Raw genomic sequence first — 19,520 nt, 5'->3', positions numbered from 1 at the left:
AGGGAGATCAACGCAACAAGTATTTCTCGCAAAACCCGGCAATATATACCAATGGGGTTGAACCATGACGAGAAAACCGGGATCACGGACAATCTGTAGTGCCTTCCTGATACTCCTTACCCTTGCCCTGGCCGCGGTGCCTGTCACCGCTGCCAGGTATGATGCGTCGTCAGGTCCTGTTACGATTGCCAATGGGGATTCCGTCTTTATCCATGGCATCGCAACCGGTCACCCGCGCAACGGCCTCCAGCTCTGGATCATCAGCCATAATTATCTCAAGGTCACCACTGTTGCAGTGAACGATGACGATACCTATGAATATGAACTCAGACCCGCAGATACGCAGAACCTGGCGTCCGGTGAATACTTCTTCCTTGTCCAGCACCCGATGATGAACGGCCAGTTCGATATCATCTATGACCCGTCGACCGGCAGGATCATCAACAAACAGCTGGGCGGGGGAAAAGGTATGGCGATCTTCACGATCTCCGGCGCGGGAAGCCTGCAGGGCCCCGACAGCGCGCTGGCGCTGGTCAATGCCATCAACAACCAGAATATCGATGATATCTTTGCGAAGTATTCGTTTTACATCTCCCCGCCCAATGCGTTCATCAATCCCATCGGAGATCATTACGTAGGGGACAAATTCACGATCTCGGGTTCCACCAATCTCGCACCCGATGATGAACTCATGATTGACATCACGTCATCCTCCTTCAAGCCCACGGAGAAATCACAAAGCCGTGAATTCTCCGGGTCATCCGGTATTGTTAAGGTTGTGAAGGGAGACGGGGGATACAACCACTGGTCATTCAATGTGGATGCAACGGCATTCATACCGGATGAATATATCGTCAGGGTCACCGGCATCACCGTTGATGTGACCGGCTCGACCTACTTCAACATCATTGAGAAACCGGCTGCAACACCGGTCGTCACCACATTGCCGGAACCGTCAGCCACGACAACAGTACCGACAACCACCACCCCGCCCCCAACAACGCCTGCAACCACTCAGAAATCCCCGCTACCGGGCACGATTGCGATTCTGGCCCTGCTGATATGTGCGATTGTAATAAAACGGTTTTAATTTTTTTCTTGAGACAACGTCAGGGAAAACCGAACTGAGAGATTGGTCCGTCGTGCCCTGTTAGGTGTTTCATCCGGCAGGAATGAATCACGAACCGAACTATCTGGTTCTTAGTATGTGGTGTGGATCCCTTTAATTATCAAGAGTGTATGCAATTTTCTGCTCAGTAGAAAACCCAAGCGTGTAGTATTCGATAATGATGGGGCTGCGGGTGCTCGGGATCTGTCGACCTTCGCCCCGAAGAGCATGGCCGAATACGGATCTCTGAAAAATCGAATCCGGGGTCAGGGGGGCCTGCCCCTTTGGGCTGATTGAGCAGTCATCAGACGGTGAAATCGGGAAGAATGCATCAGCATTCTTCGAGTGAGTGTGGGGATGACCTGCATAATTCCACCGAGCGCATTGCTGGCAGAATTTCTCAAGAGCACAATTTTCATGTTCAGGGAGTGAATGCACATCCCTGCCCATCTCTCCAGAGTATGGTTACCAGCCGAGGAAAAGAGTCTTTGTCCGGGAATACTGGTCGAGTGCATGATAGCCGTTCTCCCGGCCGATCCCGCTCTCCCGGGTTCCTCCAAACGGGACCTCCGGAGGGACCGTCAGGTGACGGTTAACCCAGATGATACCGGCCTGTACCTCATCGAACACCTTTTTTACGGTGCTGATATTTTTTGTCCAGACCGATGCCCCGAGACCGTATCGGGATGCATTTGCACAGGCGATTGCGGTATTCAGGTCCGGGACGCTCATCACCGGAAGGACCGGGCCGAAGATTTCTTCCGTGACAAGACAACTGTCAGGGGCAACGTCCGTGACCAGGGTCGGGTGATAGAAATGACCGGTCTCGTAGGCCTTCCCCCGCACAATACCCCCTCCTGTCAGGACGGTCCCCTCCCCGCGCTCTCGTGTCCTTTCAACCGCCCGGGCAATTCGCTCCTGCTGCTCTGCGCTGTTGAGGGGGCCGATATCTGTTTTTGGTCCAAGACCGTTCCCGACATTCAGCGCATCAGTCCGGGTTTTGAGTTTTGCAATGAACTCCTTTGCAATCCGGTCATGGACATACAGGCGCTTTACGGCCGTGCAGGTCTGCCCGGCATTGTAAAACCGTCCCCGCAGCGCACCTTCGACCGCCTTGTCGATATCGGCATCGTCCATGACGATCATCGGGTCGGAACCTCCCAGTTCAAGCGTGAGGTCCCTGAGGTGTGATGAGGCGAGTTCGCGTATCCTCTCACCCGTAGTGCAGTTTCCGGTAAACGAGATCTTTTTTATCCCGGGATTTCTGACAAGCGCCTCACCGACATCCCCTCCCCTGCCGGTGACCATGTTCAGGACGCCCGGCGGGAGGCCGGCTTCGTCAAGGATCGCTGCAAGGGTGAGACTGGTGAGGGGAGTTGAAGACGCCGGTTTGATGACAAGGGTGTTGCCGGCAAGGAGGGCGGGCCCGGTCTTCCAACCCATGATCAGGACCGGCATATTCCACGGTATGATAGCACCGCAGACACCGACAGGTTCACGTACAACAAGGGCATCGCCGGAAGCGCCCAGCCGTACAGCATCCCCGGACGGTTGTGCAGAGATCCCGGCATAAAATTCCAGGATATTCGCATACCCCCGGACCTCGTCGATCGCCTCGCGGAGCGGTTTTCCCTGTTCCATAGTCAGGAGCCGTGCCAGGTCCTTATGCCGTTCCCGCACTATTTCTGCCGCATGAAAGAGGATCATCCCCCGTTCGCGCATTCCTTTCTTCTTCCACCCGTCAAACGCCTCTGCAGCGCTGCTGACCGCATCTGCCACATCACCGGCCGATCCTGCAGGAACCCGGTCAATGAGTTCGCCGGTTGCCGGGTTTATCACGTCGATCCACACATCATCTGCAGGTGCAACTTCCTTTCCGCCTATTCGCATCTTCATTGCACGGTCCCCCCGTTTCCGGAATTTTCCGGTACATGATATTCCGGTAAATACCAGATAGTCATAGCGGTGGCACTGACACAGCGACAATGGCAGTGACGGTTCATCCCTTTGAGCAATCATCGTTCCGGCATATATCCTTCCTGTCGCCCGGCGGAGTGGAGCGATTCCAGTACCTTCTGCGCTTTCCACTCCCCGCAGACATCATTTCCATCCCACCGGAAGGCATAGGATATCTCTTTCCATGCCTTGTCAAGAAGCCCCCGGTAGTAAGAGGGATCAAACCGTTCGGCAGTCCATTCAGGATCGACCCGGTACGTGCGTGCATCGCGGACAACGTACCGTATCTTCATGCCCGGGGAGATGTCAACACCTGCATCCCGGTATGCCCGCACAGCAGCACCCTCGATACACCGGTGGGCATAGGTTTTGCGGCTGATCCTGCGGCTGATTGCAAGTGACGGTAACGGTGCAAAGGGAAGGTTGCGGACCGCGTTGCAGTAGACCCGGTACACCCCGTCACGCACCTCCCCCAGTTCCGCAGGTGCCCTGGCGGTTGCCATGAGTGCGAGCATCTCCTGCTGCATTGCGCGGATATACTCCGGTGTATCATGCCTCCGTGCGGCAATCCCGCGCACTTTTATGCTGCCATCGGACAGCCTGCCGTAGTAACGGTTGTATGCTCCTCCGCCGTCGTTGAGGGGGAGGAAGACAATCCAGTCAAAATGCTCGCTCTCAACAAAGAGGCCGGTCATCCGGTTCACCTCTGCACACAGGTCGTCAATGCCGGTACCCCGGACCCACAGGCAGTCGACGATCCCGTGCAGCACGCAAAAACCCCGTGACTCCGCAAGATCTTTTGTCTGCATCAGGATCTCGCGTGACTTCCGGGTAATCGCCTCATGGACTTCGATCCTCCCGAACTTTGCGTTCTTGTATCCCGTATATCCAAAACAGGTGACGAGCATCCATTTCAGCAGGGAGTCGATACCTGCATACCGGGCATCTTCCTTTCGTTTCTTTTTGGTCTCCCTGCGCAGGAGCACGACAGGCCGGAGCACGGATGCCAGGAAGCCTTCCCGGCCGGTCTGGCCGAGCGATTCCGGAGAGAGATTGGAATTCACGATGATGGACGGGTACATGGAGGTGAAATCTATCTCGTCGACATCCCCGTACACACCGGCAACCGGCTGGAACATCATCCCGCCGCGGTCCGCTTCCTTAAGATCGGCAAACCTCCTGACCTTTTCCGCATCGGCTTTCCGGAATGGCACGACAATCCCGCGGCGTACGGCTTCATAGACCTCATAGCTGCTGATGAGAGTGCCCGGGGTGAACCGGGATGCAAGGTTGGGTGAAAGACCGGAGAGCCGCGCTGCCATGAGCACCCCGTCAAGCCCCCCCTCGCGGTACATGAACGACTGGTCGGTGTCGATGAGCACCCTGCCATCCGGTATGAGCGCCGCGTCCTTGTGTTCCATCCTGCCGTAACTCCAGTACGAGCGGGAGTCCATCCGGCGGTACTTCCCGGTGCGCGAAAACGGCATGGCAAGTCCCCTGCTCCCGGCATACCGCTGGAACCTGGGCATCCACAGGTCGGCCTGCGACATCAGGATCACGTCGGGATCGATGGCTTCCAGGAGCGAGAAGAGATCCGTAATGACGCTCTGGCCGGTTCCCTGCAGGACTTCCGTGCGTTCGTGGATAAGCCTGACATCGGTGCATATCGCGGAGCGCACGGGATTGTCATGGATCCGGATCTCCACCTGCCGGAGATCATGCGGGAAATCCGGGCTGAAACGGGACCCGCCCGTTTCTCCGCAGGGAAAAATCCTCTGCTCTGCCATGAACCGCTGGTCACGCCGTACGTCCACATTGAAGAGCTGCGCATCCCCGCAGGTCTGCTGTTCGATCGCTTCAGCAACGGAACGGCCGGCATGGACGCTGAACCCGCTGAGGTCCCCTGACAGGGTCCTGAATGTGCAGGTTCCGGCACGGTACTGTTCCCCGAGTGCATCGATCATCTCGTGGTATGCCGACGGGTCGGGCAGCCAGAGGTAGAATGGCGGGTCATAATCATAATGCCGGCATTTCACACTGCCCTCGCGGTACCAGAGGTCAACCCCGTCCCGTCCGACAGAGTCAAGGATCCACATCCCCTTCACCCCGCCCCATACGATTGCCGGCAATTCCGCCCTCTTTCCGTCAGAACACCTCCAGGGTTTTCTGTGCGGGAGCTGCTGCGTCATGCCGGTACGGCCGGGTGCCCTGGTACGGCTGACGATATCCCGGCTCGTCAGAGGGCATGATCTCGATCAGCCGGTCAGCCTGCCGGGCCAGGGTGCCAAACGGCCGGTCCATGGCCGGCGCGTACAGGATCACCAGCGCCTCGCGTCCGGCCTCCCGGAGTGCAGCGGCGATTGGGGCCAGCAGGCGCTCTGCGCCGTCAAAAAGCGTGGGATCGTGCTCGATAATGATGACAGTGTGACCGGCTTCCTTTATGGCGGTAAGCAGCTGGTCGGCAGTGAACGGCCTGCGGAGCTCGATGTTTGGGGAGGCCTGCCTGAAGCGGGTGAGAAGGCGGGAGTAATTGCCGCAGACAAAGAGCGTCAGGAACCTCCCGATATCGGGATTGTCATTGAGTGCGGAGAGGATGACCTGCTCAGGGGCAATGACTGCCGTAAACGTACCCTGGTGGAGCGTGATCCCCTTGCGCAGCATGATCCGCATGGCACCAGATCCCTGCTGCAACCGGGGGGAAAAAGGCCCGGATTGCGTGGGGTGAAAGTGAGCTGCGCGACAGTGATTGTTCGAAGCGTAAGTTACGGGGCATTTATATTGTGTATCCTTTTTGCTGTGTATCGGTATGCTCTCCTGAAGGAACGGATCTGGCATGGCTGTTACCGTCAGGTATATCATCCGTACCCCCACATCACTGCATAGTGGGTGCAAAAGAATGGCAGACAAGGACGCCAGCCCGTCACAACCTCCTGCCCGGAAGGATCCTGATCCTCAGGCTGTTCCGGAAACACCTGTTGAACTGACGGACCTGAACTGGGAGAAGACCGTGGACAAAAGCGACATGCCGGTTGCTGTGATGTTTTATTCCCCGACCTGTGCATTCTGTCACCAGATTGAACCATATTTCCGCAGGTATGCCAGGGACTATAAGGATACCGTCCGGTTCGGGCGGTTCAATATCATGGCCAACGCGTGGATCCCTGAGAGATACGGTATCCGGAGCACACCTACATTCAAGTTTTTCTGCGAGGGGAAACCGGTACAGGAGATCGTAGGGGCCGTGTACCCGTTGCTCCTGAAAAAGATCATCGACGAAGTCCTGATCCATGGCAGGGACTGTGCCAGGAATTCCACAACCATCGATTACGATATCACCGGTTATGGATAGGCAGGGCATGCCCGCAGCAGGAATCCGGTAAACACCGGTGTTCCATATGCGCTGGTTCCGGATCCATGTGCCGGGAGCCGTTCCTGTCAGATGTGCCGGCTGCACCCGCACTTCTCTGCTGCGTCAGCAACGGCCTTTGCCACGGCTTTCGTTACATCCTTGTCAAGGATGTTGGGAAGGATGCGATCACGCTGGGGCCGGGGCAGATAATCTGCAATCGCGTGTGCGGCGGCAACCTTCATCTCGTCGGTAATTCGTGTTGCGCGGGCATCGAGAGCCCCGCGGAATATGCCCGGAAACGCCAGTACGTTGTTGATCTGGTTGGGGAAATCGCTCCGGCCGGTGCCGACAACGGCTGCTCCTGCGCGTTTTGCTGCATCCGGCCAGATCTCCGGGACAGGGTTTGCCATGGCAAAGACAATGGGATCCGGGTTCATCGACCGGATCATCTCCTCTGTTACCACGCCCGGGACAGATACTCCGATAAACACATCTGCGCCATGCATTGCATCGGCAAGGGATCCCTCAAGAGCCTGGCGGTTTGTCTCTTCGGCAAGGATGAACTTGTATTTGTTCTGGTAGAGGCCTTCGCGCCCGCGGAATATCGTGCCTTTCGTATCGCAGACAATGATCTCGCGGACCTTTGTGCAGACATCCGGGTTGTACCCGATGCATTTCAGCAGGCGTGCAATCGCGTAGCCGGCTGCCCCCGCTCCGCAGATAACGATGTTTAAATCCTCGAATTTTCTGCCGGTGACCCTGCAGGCATTGATAAGAGCAGCAAGTACGACAACGGCCGTCCCGTGCTGGTCATCGTGCATGACCGGGATACCGATGTCCTGAAGCGCATCTTCCACTTCAAAACAACGGGGTGCTGCGATATCCTCAAGGTTGATCCCCCCGAACACCGGCGCGATGTTCCGTATCTGGTCGGTAAGATTTGTCTGACAGTTCTCAAAACAGATCGGGAAGGCATCGATGCCGGCAAATTCCTTGAAGAGAATTGCTTTTCCTTCCATAACGGGGATTGCTGCAGGACCACCGATATTGCCAAGGCCAAGCACGGCAGTTCCGTCAGTCACGATGGCAATGGTATTGGCTTTCAGGGTGTAGCGGTAGGCAAGGTTCCGGTCTTTTGCAATCTCCCGGCAGACTTCCGCGACGCCGGGAGTATACGCAAGCGAGAGGTCGTGCTTGTTCTTCAGGGATACTTTGGATCGGATCTCGAGTTTTCCCCGGAATTTTTCATGAAGAGCCAGTGCATCCCGATAGATCTCGTCGCTTCCCGGTGTGAACAGCATAATTCTCCCACTCATACGACAGAGTGCCGGGTCAGGCAATGAATGTTATTGCACAGGTATCCTGAAACGGAGAACAGAGATCCCGGGTTGTGGGGTAAGAATAGTAACTTTTAATACGCAGATGAACAAATTTATACATCAGCGTATAAGTTAGTTCGTGGGCCGGCAATGGTTTCACAGGACCTGCTCTGTACTGCTTTCCCGATGATGTGATGTTACCATGAAGTCAAAAGATATTGCTATTGTAGGTATCCTGCTCGCGATCGGTGCGATCCTGCGGTTTTTCCTGGCCATGCTCCACACGCCGCTCACGCCGAACATGATCATCGCGTTTTACTGCCTTGCGATCATCCTGATCCGGCCGAAGATCTTCGAGGCAATCGGAATCGGGCTTGTTGCCGGGGCCCTCTCGATGCTCATCTCCAGCTCGATGTTTCCTCCTGCGAACCTCATCAGCGAGCCGATTGGGGCGCTGGTCTGCTTCGGGCTCTTTGCAGCGCTGCGCGAGAAGACGAAACTTGCACCAACGATTACGACATTTGTTGCAACCCTTGCAAGCGGATTTACCTTTGCCGGAGTTGCAATCATCGCAATCGGTGCGACGTATCTTGCGAAGTATAATGGCGACATGATGGCATTTGTTGCAGTCTTTGTGCCAATCGTGGTCATAACGGCAGTTTTTAATGCAATCATTGTTCAGCTCCTCTACATCCCTTCCAACAGGGTGCTTCTTAGAGGACAGGAATGATTGAGCTCAAAGACGTCAGTTACACATATCCCCACACGGTGCAGCCGGCCCTGCACCGGATCACCCTCTCTCTTGAAAAGGGCCGGTGCGTCATGGTTACCGGGCCCTCGGGGGCCGGAAAGACCTCGCTCTGCCTTGCCGCCTCCGGTGTCCTCCACCACGATTATGGCGGAAAAAAGGAGGGATCGATCATTGTTGACGGCAGGAATATTGCCGATTACCGCACTCTCTCGGACCTTGCCCGGAATGTCGGTGTCGTTTTTGATGATCCCGAGGCCCAGATGATCTTCACGACCGTCGAGGAAGAGATCCTGTCTGCACTTGAGCACCGGGGACTTCCGCCGGAAGTGATCGAGGAACGCCTCTCCGGGATTATGAAAACCACCTACCTTGAGGAACTCAAGAACCGTTCGCCGCATAATCTCTCCGGTGGCCAGAAGCAGCGGGTAGCGCTTGCAGCAACACTTGCACTCGGCAACGATATCCTGATACTCGATGAACCGACGTCCGAGCTCGATGAGCATGCGACACGACGGATTGCCGGCATCCTGAAAGACCTGAAAGACCAGGGGAAAACGATCCTCCTTATCGAGCATAAGTTCGATCATTTCCGGGAGATTGTGGATACCCTTGTTGTTATGGAAGACGGGAGGATTACCTCCCGGGGCAGTCCAGCCGAAGTCCTGAACGATGATCATATCCGGGGCATGGTATTGCCTGACTTCTCCAAAGTCGGGAAAAATCCCTGTACTGCAGGTCCCGCTGAACCGGTTATCACGGTTCGTGACCTTGTCCACTGCTATGGAAATGTTCCGGCACTGTCAGGAATTAACCTCACGCTCGGCAAAGGAGAGTTTGTTGCGATTGTCGGTGAAAACGGGTCGGGAAAAACCACCCTGGTCAAGCATTTCAACCGGCTCCTCTCCCCAACCAGCGGAGATGTTATTGTCAATGGCAGGAACACAAAAGACTGCAGTATCGCCTCGCTTGCGCGTGACGTCGGGCTTGTTTTCCAGAACCCGGATCATATGTTCTTTGCCGATACGGTGAGGGAGGAGATTGCGTATGGTGTGAAGAACCTCGGGATTGAAAACGCTGACAGGGTGATCGATGCTGCACTCACTGACGCCGGGCTTTCTGAATCCGCAAGCCTGTACCCCCGCTGGCTCTCGCGGGGAGAACGGCAGCGCCTTGGGATTGCGTGTGTTGTTGCCATGCAGCCCGGGGTAATCGTCCTTGACGAACCAACGACAGGGCTGGACGGTTACGAAGCGATCCTTGTCATCAGTATCCTGAAAAAACTGCAGGAGAAGGGACATACCATTGTTATCATCACTCACAACCGCGATATTGCCGGAAATTGTGCAGACCGGATAATCACGATGGAAAACGGGAAGATTATATCAGATACCGGGGGTGCATGACAATGGCTGAGATCCTCCAGTATGTGCATAAGGACGGATTCCTCCACCGGCTCCACCCGTATACGAAAATCGCATTCATCATCGTTGTCAGTATCATGTGCATCATCGCAACAGATATCGGATTTCTCACGTTCATGGTTCTTGCAATGCTTGCGTTCGCTGCATACGGGAGGCTTCTTACCGAGTCGCTCCAGCAGCTCAAGCTGATCCTGGTCATGAGCTTGATTTTTATCCTCATCACCATCATTACCATGCCGAATGGTGATACCCTCGGGTACCTGATTCCCCAGGGAATTCCGTTTGCCGGGGGACTTATCCCTGTTACCGATGGCGGGCTGCTTATCGGGCTTGTCCTTACACTCCGGTTTATGATCCTGATCTTTGCGTTCCAGCTCTTCCTGATCTCAACACAGCCGAGGGATCTCGTCCACGCAATGGAAAAGGTCGGGCTCCCGATCGATTACATCCTGATGTTCATCATCGCACTCCGTTTTATCCCCACGCTCCAGATCGAAGGCCAGCGCATTCACGAAGCCCAGCTTGCTCGCGGGTTCAACCCCGGAAGCGGATTTATCGGAAAGATACGGAGTGTTGCCCCCATTGTCGTTCCTCTCGTCTCCAACGCGCTGCTGAGGGCCAATGTTCTCGGGCTTACCATCGATATGCGGGGATACCGGATCGGCAGGAAGACACACATCCGTGAACGGAAATTTGCAGGCCGGGATTTTGTTGTGATGGGCATACTCTCTGTTGCCGGATGTGGTTTTATCATCCTTCTCTTGGCTCACCTGGTTTAATACAATAATCGTTTTCCCTTTTGGATTATAGAGAAAAGCGTGTACGAATATCCGGCTGTAGTACCATGACACGGCCCTTTCGGTTTCCCTCTGGCGATTTCCCGGACCTGATACTGTGTTGAAAACCATGTGTTACGATTGTGCACCCGGAAAATACCCGGGTGTCTGAATCTGATTCTTCCCGAAGTCTCGTGCGAAGAGTGAGGTATTTATGCGATAACAGTGATTTTAGTAAGGCAGGCAGTAAAACGCGTCCCGGTGGGGTAGTGGACATCCTAGAAGCCTGCGGAGCTTTTGACCCGGGTTCAAGTCCCGGCCGGGGCGTTTTTTTTAATTTGTTGTGGTTAAAAAAAGAAAAAAATTATTAATTCCACGCAATGTCGGAGATATTCCGCGGAACCTCAGTTCCCTGATTCTGAACTTTTGCCTGTTCCGGTGTGGCGATATTCTCTGGCGTCCACGTATAAATTACACCTGGCAGTGTTGTCTGTTTCAAAGTCGTAAGAGATGCCCGGTTGGGATCCAGGTATGCGCAGTCCGTGAATTCAGAGAACCGTGATTCATCAAAATTCCCGATTGGTTTTACCCAGATAGAAATTTCAGATTTGATATTATTGTTCCTGAACTCAACCTGCAGGTCTTCATTTTTCATGACTTTTATGGTTCTTGTCAGGTATGTCGGGTATCCTTTTAATTCACCGAATCCGTCCTGAAGGATGACCTCTTTGGTAGCATTGTTCCGGACCGTGATCTCAAACCACGATTGCGGGCTGTAATCTGAAAATATATAGGTCTTTGTCTCTTTTTTATCGAGAACGTTCTCTGTATATACTTTTGTCACGGTCACATTCGTCGGGACAACCGTGTAACTGATATACATGGGCGCGTTCTTCAGGTTGAACAGAAATGCCGACCCGTTGACTCCGGTCATATTCAGGCTGTAAATGCGGCAGGTGATATCCGAGGGGATTTGCGTTGTCGGGAGAAATGTCGAATATCCGGAAGGCTTTGTTGTTTGTGCAGTAAATTCGAGAGGGATTTCGGTGACGAATGCTGATGCGGATGAAGGATTGGTTGTATTTGTTGCAAACTGGTTGGGATTGTACAGATCAATAGGAGTTGAAGCATTTTCCGTAGGAGGTGCAACACAACCTGAACCTGCAAGCAAGAGAATGACCATCAGGAAATATACCCGGCAGAGGAATCTTTCTTTCATTAAAGAAGATAAAGCGTGTAATCATTATTAAGGATTTCATTCGGGGGTCTGTTTTTCTTCACGATATGACTCTCACGTTTGCCGGAAAAACGCATTGAATCCTCCGCAACGTTTGATCGTTTTACCGGATTTGCCAGGATTAGAATTGCATCTGCATCAGGATTTCCGGAAATGACATGATGCGTATGCACGTTATATTAATGGGGAACGAATAACCTTTAAAGTACAAAAAAATTGAGTTAAGTAAAGTAAATTTTATTAAAACCGGTTACTACATGAAGGATGGTGAACCCTTATGCTTGAGGAACTTCTGGAAGACATCGCCCAGAAGAACGGACTTCGTGAAGTGAATACCAACCTGAAACTTATCGCGGGCATCGGTGCCATTATTCTCTGCCTGATCTCCGGCAGTTTTATTCCTCCGCTTTTTATTGCTATCCTGCTCGGAGGGGCTGTCATTTACCTGGCACGGGTGGATATGAAAACCTATGCGGAACTTTTTATTCTGCCACTCATGTTTGCGTTCATGAGCATTGCCGGAATCATCCTGATCAGGGGAGGAACCGAGATTTTCTGGCAATGGGAAGGTATTGAAGGATTCGCAGTATCAATCACCAGGGAAAGTATCAATGAGGGCTTTCTGGTCTTCTGCCGGGTTCTCGGGGGGATCTCTGCATTATGTTTTCTATCCCTGACCACTCCGATGACCGACATTTTTAATGCATTCCGACAATTCAGGATACCTGATGAGGTAATCGACCTGATGATGATAATATACCGTACGATTTTTATTCTGATGGACCAGGTAATCCAGATCTACCATGCCCAGGTCATGCGCCTTGGGTATTCCAGATATCGTGAATCCATACGATCCTTTGCCCTGCTTTGCGGGGCGGCATTCATTGCCAGCTGGGATGCCGGAGATGATCTGGTGCGTGCCATGGATGCGCGGTGTTATTCGGGAAAATTCGCTGCCTTTGGTGAGAGTCGGCCGGCTGAACCCGTCCAGGTATTCGTTGTGGTTTCTTTCCTTGCCCTCTCGTCTGCAGTTGTGATCATATCCGGTTCCGTTACCCTTATCTAGGAGATATATGAGCAGTATTATTCTCGAAGCCAGGGATATACGATACCGTTATCCGCGGGGAATGGAAGCGATCCGTGGTATCAGTTTCCATATCAGGAAAAAAGAGAAGATAGCGCTCGTCGGTCCGAATGGTGCAGGAAAATCCACGCTCCTGATGATGCTGAATGGCATGGTTCGTCCGGACACCGGTATGATGCTCTTCGACAACCAGCCGGTACTGTACGATCCGGCGTCGTTACGTATCCTGCGGAAACGGGTTGGTTTTGTTCTCCAGAATCCTGACCGGCAGATCATTGCCCCAACCGTGTATCAGGACGTTGCTTTCGGCCCGACAAACCTCGGCAATAACGAGACAGAAGTCCGGGAGGCTGTAACACGTGCGCTCCGTCATGTGGGACTCGAAGGTTTTGAACGCCGTCCTCCTCACCAGCTCTCCGGCGGGGAGAAAAAACGGGTGGCAATCGCCGGTGTTCTTGCCATGGATCCCGATGTTCTCGTTCTTGATGAACCAACAAGCGGCCTGGATCCTTCCGGTTCTGAGGATATTATTGAGCTTCTTGATGAACTGAACCACGAGGGAAAAACCATTATCATCTCAACCCATGATGTTGAACTGGCATATCCATGGGCCGACCGTGCAATCCTGATGAAAAGCGGGCGTATCCTTCAGGAAGATATTCCTGAAGTTGCATTCGGCAACTATGAATCCGTCCGGAGTGCTCACCTCTCCCTTCCCATACTTCTGGAACTGCACAGGGAACTGCAGGAGCGGGGGTTCCCGGTCCAGGAGAAAAAACCACGGACAATCCTGGACGTGATGCACTGCATCGAACAGTTAGTACAAAAGCCATCCGGCCGAAAGGGACCGGGAAGAATAACCGTTGTTAATGTTGATGGGGATGATCTCGATACATTGCCTGGCTGGCGATCATCCCGCGGATCAACAGCGATCGGCGCGATGGGAACCCGTGCAAAACAATATGCAGAAAAATCCGGGGTTCGCCTTGATTTCACGTATGGTGTGATCGATAAATGTATCCTTAAAGCGCTTCTCGGCAAGGACACCATGATCCTGACAACCGGCAGCATGGTTGCGCGGGTATACCAGCGGGTCAATAATTATGGAACCGAGAGCGGCGTACACATCCCTGTTCTTCCCTTTGTTTCGGAAAAGAACGATGCAGATGAAAACACGGACGGCCCCTCATGAATCCAGCTCCCCGCATCGTTATTGCCGGCACGCACAGCGGTTGCGGAAAGACAACGATAGCGAGCGGCATCATGGCAGCCCTGACCGCACGGGGAATGAACGTTCAGCCGTTCAAGGTCGGGCCGGATTTTATCGATCCCTCGCACCACACAAAAATATGCGGTCGCATCTCGCGCAATCTCGACCCGTTCATGATGGGCGAGGACGGGTGTATCGACACATTTTCCCGGGCAACTGCAGATGCAGATATCGCGGTTATTGAAGGCGTTATGGGATTGTTTGATGGTATCGATGGCTCAGATATCGCAAGTACCGCCCATGTCGCCCGTATTCTCAGGGCTCCGGTCGTACTCGTGATCGATGCCAGGGGGATGTCACGCAGTGTCCACGCCCTGATCCAGGGATATTGCGGATACGATCCGACACTCATTATCCCCGGAGTAATTATCAACAGGACCGGCAGCCCCCGGCATCGGACGATGATTGAATCCGGGCTTACCGTCCCGGCGTTTGGGTATGTCCCGCGGAATGAGGATATTGTCATCGGAAGCCGGCATCTCGGTCTCAAGATGGCTCACGAATCCGGAAATCTCGGTAATGCCGGAAAGATGATCGAAGAATACGTTCATCTGGACGCGCTTGTCGCCGCCGCATGTCAGGCACCCCCGCTCGATAACCCGACCCCTGATGATACTGTAGAGAGAAAATGCGGATATTCAGTGGGTATCGCGTTTGACCCTGCGTTCTGTTTCTATTATCAGGATAACCTTGACCTTCTCAGCCGGTACGGTGCAGAACTGGTTTTTTTCAGTCCGCTCCGCGACCGGTTACCGGACGTTGATGCAGTATACCTCGGGGGAGGATACCCGGAACTTCATCTGGCTGCCCTTGAATCGTCAGAATGCACCGGTGATCTGCGCCGAGCTGCAGATGCTGGCATGCCCATCTACGCTGAATGCGGGGGACTCATGTATCTGACCGATGAGATCAATGCTGATACCACATATCGTATGTGCGGCATTCTTCCCGCAACTGCCGAAATGACCCGGACGATCCAGGCACTGGGATATGTCAGGGGAACCGGGACGGGAGATGTCTCCTGCATTCCCCGGTCATCGGTAATAACCGGCCACGAATTCCATTATTCGAGGCTGGATCCGGACCGCGATGCACGCTATGCTGTCTGCCTTTCCCGCGGAAAGGGAATCGTTGCCGGCAGGGACGGTATGGTCTGTCACAATACTGTTGGCTGTTATACCCATGCATATTTCACACCAAAGTTTGCCGGAAAATTTGCCGATTCTGCCGTGCGATTCTCAAGGAGATAATCTTCTGCCCCGGTCATCTCATGGTCATACGAAGACGAACGTCAAGGGAACGTGAACAGAGATATGGCAGGAAAACCGGAGGATCCAATGCACAGTGGTGACGGAAAAATGGCTGCCAGTGTGCACCAAACCGTTCGCTCATCAGGGTACTGGGGTTGATTGACCGGAAGAGGGGGATTGCATTGGTCACGGACATTGCCCCTGACAGGTGTCGAGTCATGGAAGACGTCTTCGGCCAGGAATGAAGCACGAGAAGACCATCCGGCTCTTCGGGTTTTTCCCGCGAATCGGCCGGGTTCCTGGCAACGCAGCGGAACGTTACCGGCATTGTCCTCGAGACGCCGGGCATGGATTCCGGGACACCGCAGGACGTGACGATGCACCGCGTGATCTGCGGTGCGGACCGGCGGTCCCGGAGAACATCGCGGACACCGACAAGCCCGCGCGGTCGGGAGCAATGCTCAACGTCATCCCCATGGATATCCGGGGCGGGACAGGTGCGCCGGCCCGGGTTGTTGCCATCCATCCCTGATATTTTTTCCCGCAGCCCGCGGGTGCCAGCCGGTATTGGCCCGGCAGGAGCCTTTCACCACAGCATATTATGTGACCGGCATGCACACATTTGCAGGAACTGATGCCCTGACTCCGGTTCTTGACCGGGGGGATGTCCCCCGGGTGCCGGAAGCAGTACACCGGTGAGGCACCCATGACCTGCATCCTTTCATTCCGGATAATCACCGGCGACAAGCGGCCGTTCCTCCCCCTGATCCTCTGCGCAGATCCGGAAGAGGCTGTTGTCGAACAATATCTTGATCAGGGAACGCTTGTCGCGGCGTACTGCGGTAAAGTACCTGCATGTGTGGCGGTCGTGATTCCCGTTTCCGCTGACCAGTGCGAGCTGAAAGCCCTCGCAACTGCCGAAGAGTTCCGGCACCGGGGCATTGCATCGGCCATGATACGCTTCCTGTCTGAACACTTCCGGGGAAAATACTTGTCGATCATCGTGGGGACGGCAGAACCGGCGGTCTCGTTCTACGAGCAGGCCGGTTTTATCCGGTTCAGGACTGATCCGGGATTCTTCACCAGAACGTATTCCGAACCGATCTATGACGGCGATTTCCTGTGCAGGGACATGATATACCTGCGAAAGGATCTCTGAACGGGCGGTGTCTGGCCGGTGTGGCCGGGGGTGGCGGGTGCGAAGGGAGCAAGGCCGGATTTCATGAAAGAAAGGCAAGCGACCACCGGCCAGTAATCACGGCGGTAATCCGGTTATTGTTTCAGCGCAGCACATACCCGGAAAAAATCCATGAGGGACATTATATTCACAACCGTTTATTTTATCATAGCCGGGTCCGATTTCAATCTGTGAGGATCATGGCCATACCTGCTGCAACTCCCGTTCTTCTGGAAAAGAACGATATTCCGCTGGCGGCAGCGATGCTTGCCCGGGCATTCGAATCCGATCCGAAGATGACACACCTGTTACCGGATATCGCCGCACGAACCGACCGGTCACGGTTCCTGTTCGAGTTCGAGATCCGGTACGGGCTCATTTACGGGGAAGTGTATGCCACGTCCCCGGCGTGCGAAGGTGTCTGTGTCTGGCTTCCATCAGAGAAGTCCGCAATCACGTTGTGGCGGGCCTTCCGGGCCGGCGGATTCCGACTGCGGGACCAGCTCGGGCCGGAGGGGTTTAACCGGCTGATGTCGTTCTCTGACCGCGTCGACGCGCTCCATGCACAACACCTGTCTGTACCGCACATCTATCTCTTCTTCATCGGTGTCGACCCCGTGAACCAGGGACAGGGGCTTGCAGGGAAGCTGATCCGGCCCATGCTGGAACGGCTCGATGCAAGGGGGTTTCCCTGTTACCTGAACACCCAGAACGAAAAGAATGTCGGTTTGTATGAGCACTTCGGTTTCCGCGTTGTCGACCGTCAGATGATTCCTGGCTCATCCATCATACATACTGCGATGGTGAGGGACCCGCGATCGGAAACGTGACGGGTGCACGCGGAAAGATTGCCGATGGAGGCAGACTCGCTCACGTTTCCCTTCGCATCCGCCGGTGCCGGCCCGGGCAGGAGCCGGTGAGTGCGGGCCAGCGGAGTTTTGTCTGAGCGGGGGCGATGGGGCGGGCGGTGGAGAGGGGGACGGTGGGGGGATTATCTACAGATGAAAATTTTACTAACGGAATACGGGACTTTTTTCAGTACGGATCCTTATCCAAATCATCGAAAAAATATATTCATTCTTAAAATCAATGCATATCCAATGAACGAGATCCAGTATGTGTATGACGCCAGCGGCAACAAGAAGAGCGTCATCATCCCGGTCGAGCTCTGGGAGCAGACGCTGCAGGCGGGAAAAACGCATCCCGCCCCCTGCCACCCGCAGGACTATTTCGGGATTTACCGGGATCTCATCAAGGATCCGAAAGGTGTTGCCGAGTCCCTGCGGAACGAGTGGAACCGTGCATGAATGAGTATCTTGTAGATACGAATATCCTGATCTATTATCTTGCAGGAGCGTTCAATCCCCGGCAGAAACAGGTGATTGATCCGGTTCTGGAAGGCTCGTTTACTATCTCCATCATCACGAGGATCGAACTCCTCGGCTGGAAAGGCCACACCCCGGAGGGTCTGATCCAGGCTCGCCGGCTCCTTGACTGTGCCCGGTGTCTCCCGCTTACCATCCCTCTTGCGGAAAAGCCATTGAACTCCGGGCATCGATGAATATCTCCCTTCCCGATGCGGTGATCGCAGCATCGGCTCTTTCGCTTGATGCCACGCTCGTGACCCGGAATGAAAATGATTTCGACCGGGTTCCCGGGCTGAAAGTTCTCAACCCGTTCCGGAATGAAGGGTAATACAACCGGTTTTCCTTTTGCGGTGATCGGCATCGGTGATGATGAATGGGGGGTCTCCGACCAAACCCCCGTCCGAAAAAGGCAAGAAAATCCTTTCAGGGTTTTAAGCAGACTCACATGAAACTCCTGCGAACTTTCACGTTCGTCTTTCCAAAACCGCCCCGACCCCCCACCAGCATTTTTTCCGGAGGGGGGTGACCCCCCTGGCCGGGTGCGGGAGGGGGGGTGGGGGACGGGAATGAGTGAGAATGATTCCGCCAGCGACAACAATCTTCATCAGTGTCAATGGGAAACGATAAACAAGGAGAAGTGGATTGTCCCATGACGGTTGATTTCGGGGAATGGTTCCGGCAGGCGCAGTACGATCTCGGTACTGCGGAATCGCTTGTCGCCTCCGGCAGGTATCCCCCGGCAGTTTTTTTCTGTCACCTTGCATTGGAAAAAGCCCTCAAGGCACTTTGTGCAGAGAAATTTGACAGCGAGCCGGATAAGACACACAATCTTGTCTATCTTGTCGAACTCCTGGAACTTGAACTGCCGCAACCATTCCTGGATTCACTTTTTATCATCAACAGGATCGGTGTCACGGGACGTTACCCCCACAACCTTGAAAAGGTTCTTGAACAATATACGAAGGAGAAGGCCACGAAACTGCTTGCGGAAACGCGGGAGATCCTCACATGGTTGATGCAAAGGTCCTCGAGACGGTAAATTATTTCAGCAGCAGGATACGGGAGAGCGGGATCCGTATCGACAACCTTATCCTGTTCGGATCCTCGAGCACCGGCACCGCACGGCCGGGCAGCGATATCGATATCGCGATCATTTCTGATGATTTTACCGGCAGGGATATTTTTGACCGGGCTCTCCTGACCCGGGACGCGGAGCTCAATACGATCCGGAAATTCCGGGTGCCGCTCGATATTATTACCCTGACAACCGAAGAGCTCGCTGACCCGGCATCGCCGATTGCCGGCGTTCTCCGGAAAGGGATTGCCCTGAACCCGGCATCATCGGCGTGAGTGCGTACGGGACTCCGGATTGTGCCGGGTATCCCGCGCCTGATGGCGATACTGGGCAGTTGTTCCTGATCTGATTCTACCAATTTTTCCAGAGGAGGTGCCCCC

At 54.3% G+C, this 19,520-nt stretch carries 22 protein-coding genes and 1 tRNA gene; 18 read left to right on the top strand and 5 right to left on the bottom strand.

Annotated features, from left to right (window positions below):
* The first annotated feature begins 64 nt into the window (after positions 1-64).
* Positions 65-1,090 (top strand): hypothetical protein, encoded by a 1,026-nt coding sequence (locus A4E33_RS02330; protein WP_292346030.1) that lies wholly within the window; start codon positions 65-67, stop codon positions 1,088-1,090.
* A gap of 483 nt (positions 1,091-1,573) precedes the next feature.
* On the opposite strand, the gene A4E33_RS02325 is transcribed toward A4E33_RS02330, so the two are convergent.
* From A4E33_RS02325 to A4E33_RS02315, 3 genes are all read right to left on the bottom strand, one after another.
* On the bottom strand, positions 1,574-3,004 hold the full coding sequence (locus A4E33_RS02325) for an aldehyde dehydrogenase (RefSeq protein WP_292346028.1): 1,431 nt from the start codon (positions 3,002-3,004) through the stop codon (positions 1,574-1,576).
* A 119-nt stretch (positions 3,005-3,123) separates the two neighbouring features.
* Positions 3,124-5,160, bottom strand: a complete 2,037-nt coding sequence (locus A4E33_RS02320; protein ID WP_292346027.1) for a type B DNA-directed DNA polymerase — start codon at positions 5,158-5,160, stop codon at positions 3,124-3,126.
* A gap of 49 nt (positions 5,161-5,209) precedes the next feature.
* On the bottom strand, positions 5,210-5,734 hold the full coding sequence (locus tag A4E33_RS02315; RefSeq protein WP_292346026.1) for a hypothetical protein: 525 nt from the start codon (positions 5,732-5,734) through the stop codon (positions 5,210-5,212).
* 226 nt (positions 5,735-5,960) lie between these two features.
* Here A4E33_RS02315 and A4E33_RS02310 point away from each other — a divergent pair, with 226 nt between their 5' ends.
* On the top strand, positions 5,961-6,413 hold the full coding sequence (locus A4E33_RS02310; protein WP_292346025.1) for a co-chaperone YbbN: 453 nt from the start codon (positions 5,961-5,963) through the stop codon (positions 6,411-6,413).
* A gap of 86 nt (positions 6,414-6,499) precedes the next feature.
* Here the strand turns inward: A4E33_RS02310 and A4E33_RS02305 are convergent, their stop codons facing one another.
* On the bottom strand, positions 6,500-7,714 hold the full coding sequence (locus tag A4E33_RS02305; RefSeq protein ID WP_292346024.1) for an NADP-dependent malic enzyme: 1,215 nt from the start codon (positions 7,712-7,714) through the stop codon (positions 6,500-6,502).
* Positions 7,715-7,934: 220 nt separating this feature from the next.
* Here A4E33_RS02305 and A4E33_RS02300 point away from each other — a divergent pair, with 220 nt between their 5' ends.
* The 4 genes from A4E33_RS02300 to A4E33_RS02285 all read left to right on the top strand — a co-directional run bounded on the left by A4E33_RS02300 (position 7,935) and on the right by A4E33_RS02285 (position 11,007).
* Entirely contained in the window at positions 7,935-8,462 is a 528-nt protein-coding gene (locus A4E33_RS02300) for a tryptophan transporter (RefSeq protein WP_292346022.1), read from the top strand.
* On the top strand, positions 8,459-9,886 hold the full coding sequence (locus A4E33_RS02295; RefSeq protein ID WP_292346021.1) for an ABC transporter ATP-binding protein: 1,428 nt from the start codon (positions 8,459-8,461) through the stop codon (positions 9,884-9,886). The genes A4E33_RS02300 and A4E33_RS02295 overlap by 4 nt, the downstream gene beginning before the upstream one ends.
* 2 nt (positions 9,887-9,888) lie before the next feature.
* Positions 9,889-10,683 carry an energy-coupling factor transporter transmembrane protein EcfT gene (locus tag A4E33_RS02290; RefSeq protein ID WP_292346020.1) on the top strand — a complete coding sequence of 265 codons (795 nt, stop codon included), beginning with the start codon at positions 9,889-9,891 and terminating at the stop codon, positions 10,681-10,683.
* Between the two features lie 252 nt (positions 10,684-10,935).
* Positions 10,936-11,007, top strand: a tRNA-Arg gene (locus A4E33_RS02285).
* Positions 11,008-11,047: 40 nt separating this feature from the next.
* Here A4E33_RS02285 and A4E33_RS02280 read toward each other — a convergent pair.
* On the bottom strand, positions 11,048-11,614 hold the full coding sequence (locus A4E33_RS02280; RefSeq protein ID WP_292346019.1) for a hypothetical protein: 567 nt from the start codon (positions 11,612-11,614) through the stop codon (positions 11,048-11,050).
* A 112-nt stretch (positions 11,615-11,726) separates the two neighbouring features.
* Between A4E33_RS02280 and A4E33_RS02275 the strand changes: the two genes are divergently transcribed.
* The 12 genes from A4E33_RS02275 (at position 11,727) to A4E33_RS02220 (ending at position 19,415) form a co-directional block, all read left to right on the top strand.
* The gene (locus tag A4E33_RS02275) at positions 11,727-11,930 is read left to right on the top strand and encodes a hypothetical protein (RefSeq protein ID WP_292346017.1); all 204 of its coding nucleotides are present in this window, start codon (positions 11,727-11,729) and stop codon (positions 11,928-11,930) included.
* A 264-nt stretch (positions 11,931-12,194) separates the two neighbouring features.
* Entirely contained in the window at positions 12,195-12,983 is a 789-nt protein-coding gene (gene cbiQ, locus A4E33_RS02270; RefSeq protein WP_292346015.1) for a cobalt ECF transporter T component CbiQ, read from the top strand.
* Positions 12,984-12,990: 7 nt separating this feature from the next.
* The gene (locus A4E33_RS02265; RefSeq protein ID WP_292346013.1) at positions 12,991-14,193 is read left to right on the top strand and encodes an energy-coupling factor ABC transporter ATP-binding protein; all 1,203 of its coding nucleotides are present in this window, start codon (positions 12,991-12,993) and stop codon (positions 14,191-14,193) included.
* Entirely contained in the window at positions 14,190-15,521 is a 1,332-nt protein-coding gene (locus A4E33_RS02260; protein WP_292346012.1) for a cobyrinate a,c-diamide synthase, read from the top strand. Before A4E33_RS02265 ends, A4E33_RS02260 begins: the two co-directional genes overlap by 4 nt.
* A gap of 241 nt (positions 15,522-15,762) precedes the next feature.
* The gene (locus A4E33_RS02255) at positions 15,763-16,053 is read left to right on the top strand and encodes a hypothetical protein (RefSeq protein ID WP_292346011.1); all 291 of its coding nucleotides are present in this window, start codon (positions 15,763-15,765) and stop codon (positions 16,051-16,053) included.
* 174 nt (positions 16,054-16,227) lie between these two features.
* Positions 16,228-16,680 carry a GNAT family N-acetyltransferase gene (locus A4E33_RS02250; protein WP_292346009.1) on the top strand — a complete coding sequence of 151 codons (453 nt, stop codon included), beginning with the start codon at positions 16,228-16,230 and terminating at the stop codon, positions 16,678-16,680.
* Positions 16,681-16,898: 218 nt separating this feature from the next.
* Complete coding sequence (locus tag A4E33_RS02245) at positions 16,899-17,528, top strand: N-acetyltransferase (protein WP_292346007.1); 630 nt, start codon at positions 16,899-16,901, stop codon at positions 17,526-17,528.
* A gap of 270 nt (positions 17,529-17,798) precedes the next feature.
* On the top strand, positions 17,799-18,005 hold the full coding sequence (locus A4E33_RS02240; protein WP_292346005.1) for a hypothetical protein: 207 nt from the start codon (positions 17,799-17,801) through the stop codon (positions 18,003-18,005).
* Positions 18,002-18,259 carry a hypothetical protein gene (locus tag A4E33_RS02235; RefSeq protein WP_292346003.1) on the top strand — a complete coding sequence of 86 codons (258 nt, stop codon included), beginning with the start codon at positions 18,002-18,004 and terminating at the stop codon, positions 18,257-18,259. Before A4E33_RS02240 ends, A4E33_RS02235 begins: the two co-directional genes overlap by 4 nt.
* Complete coding sequence (locus A4E33_RS02230; protein ID WP_292346001.1) at positions 18,256-18,393, top strand: PIN domain-containing protein; 138 nt, start codon at positions 18,256-18,258, stop codon at positions 18,391-18,393. Before A4E33_RS02235 ends, A4E33_RS02230 begins: the two co-directional genes overlap by 4 nt.
* A 321-nt stretch (positions 18,394-18,714) precedes the next feature.
* On the top strand, positions 18,715-19,104 hold the full coding sequence (locus A4E33_RS02225) for a HEPN domain-containing protein (RefSeq protein WP_292346000.1): 390 nt from the start codon (positions 18,715-18,717) through the stop codon (positions 19,102-19,104).
* Positions 19,074-19,415 carry a nucleotidyltransferase domain-containing protein gene (locus A4E33_RS02220; RefSeq protein ID WP_292345998.1) on the top strand — a complete coding sequence of 114 codons (342 nt, stop codon included), beginning with the start codon at positions 19,074-19,076 and terminating at the stop codon, positions 19,413-19,415. Before A4E33_RS02225 ends, A4E33_RS02220 begins: the two co-directional genes overlap by 31 nt.
* Positions 19,416-19,520 lie beyond the last annotated feature (105 nt).

The organism is Methanoregula sp. PtaB.Bin085, assembly GCF_002067035.1.
Taxonomy (GTDB): domain Archaea; phylum Halobacteriota; class Methanomicrobia; order Methanomicrobiales; family Methanospirillaceae; genus Methanoregula.
This window is presented reverse-complemented; position numbering and strand designations above follow the sequence as displayed.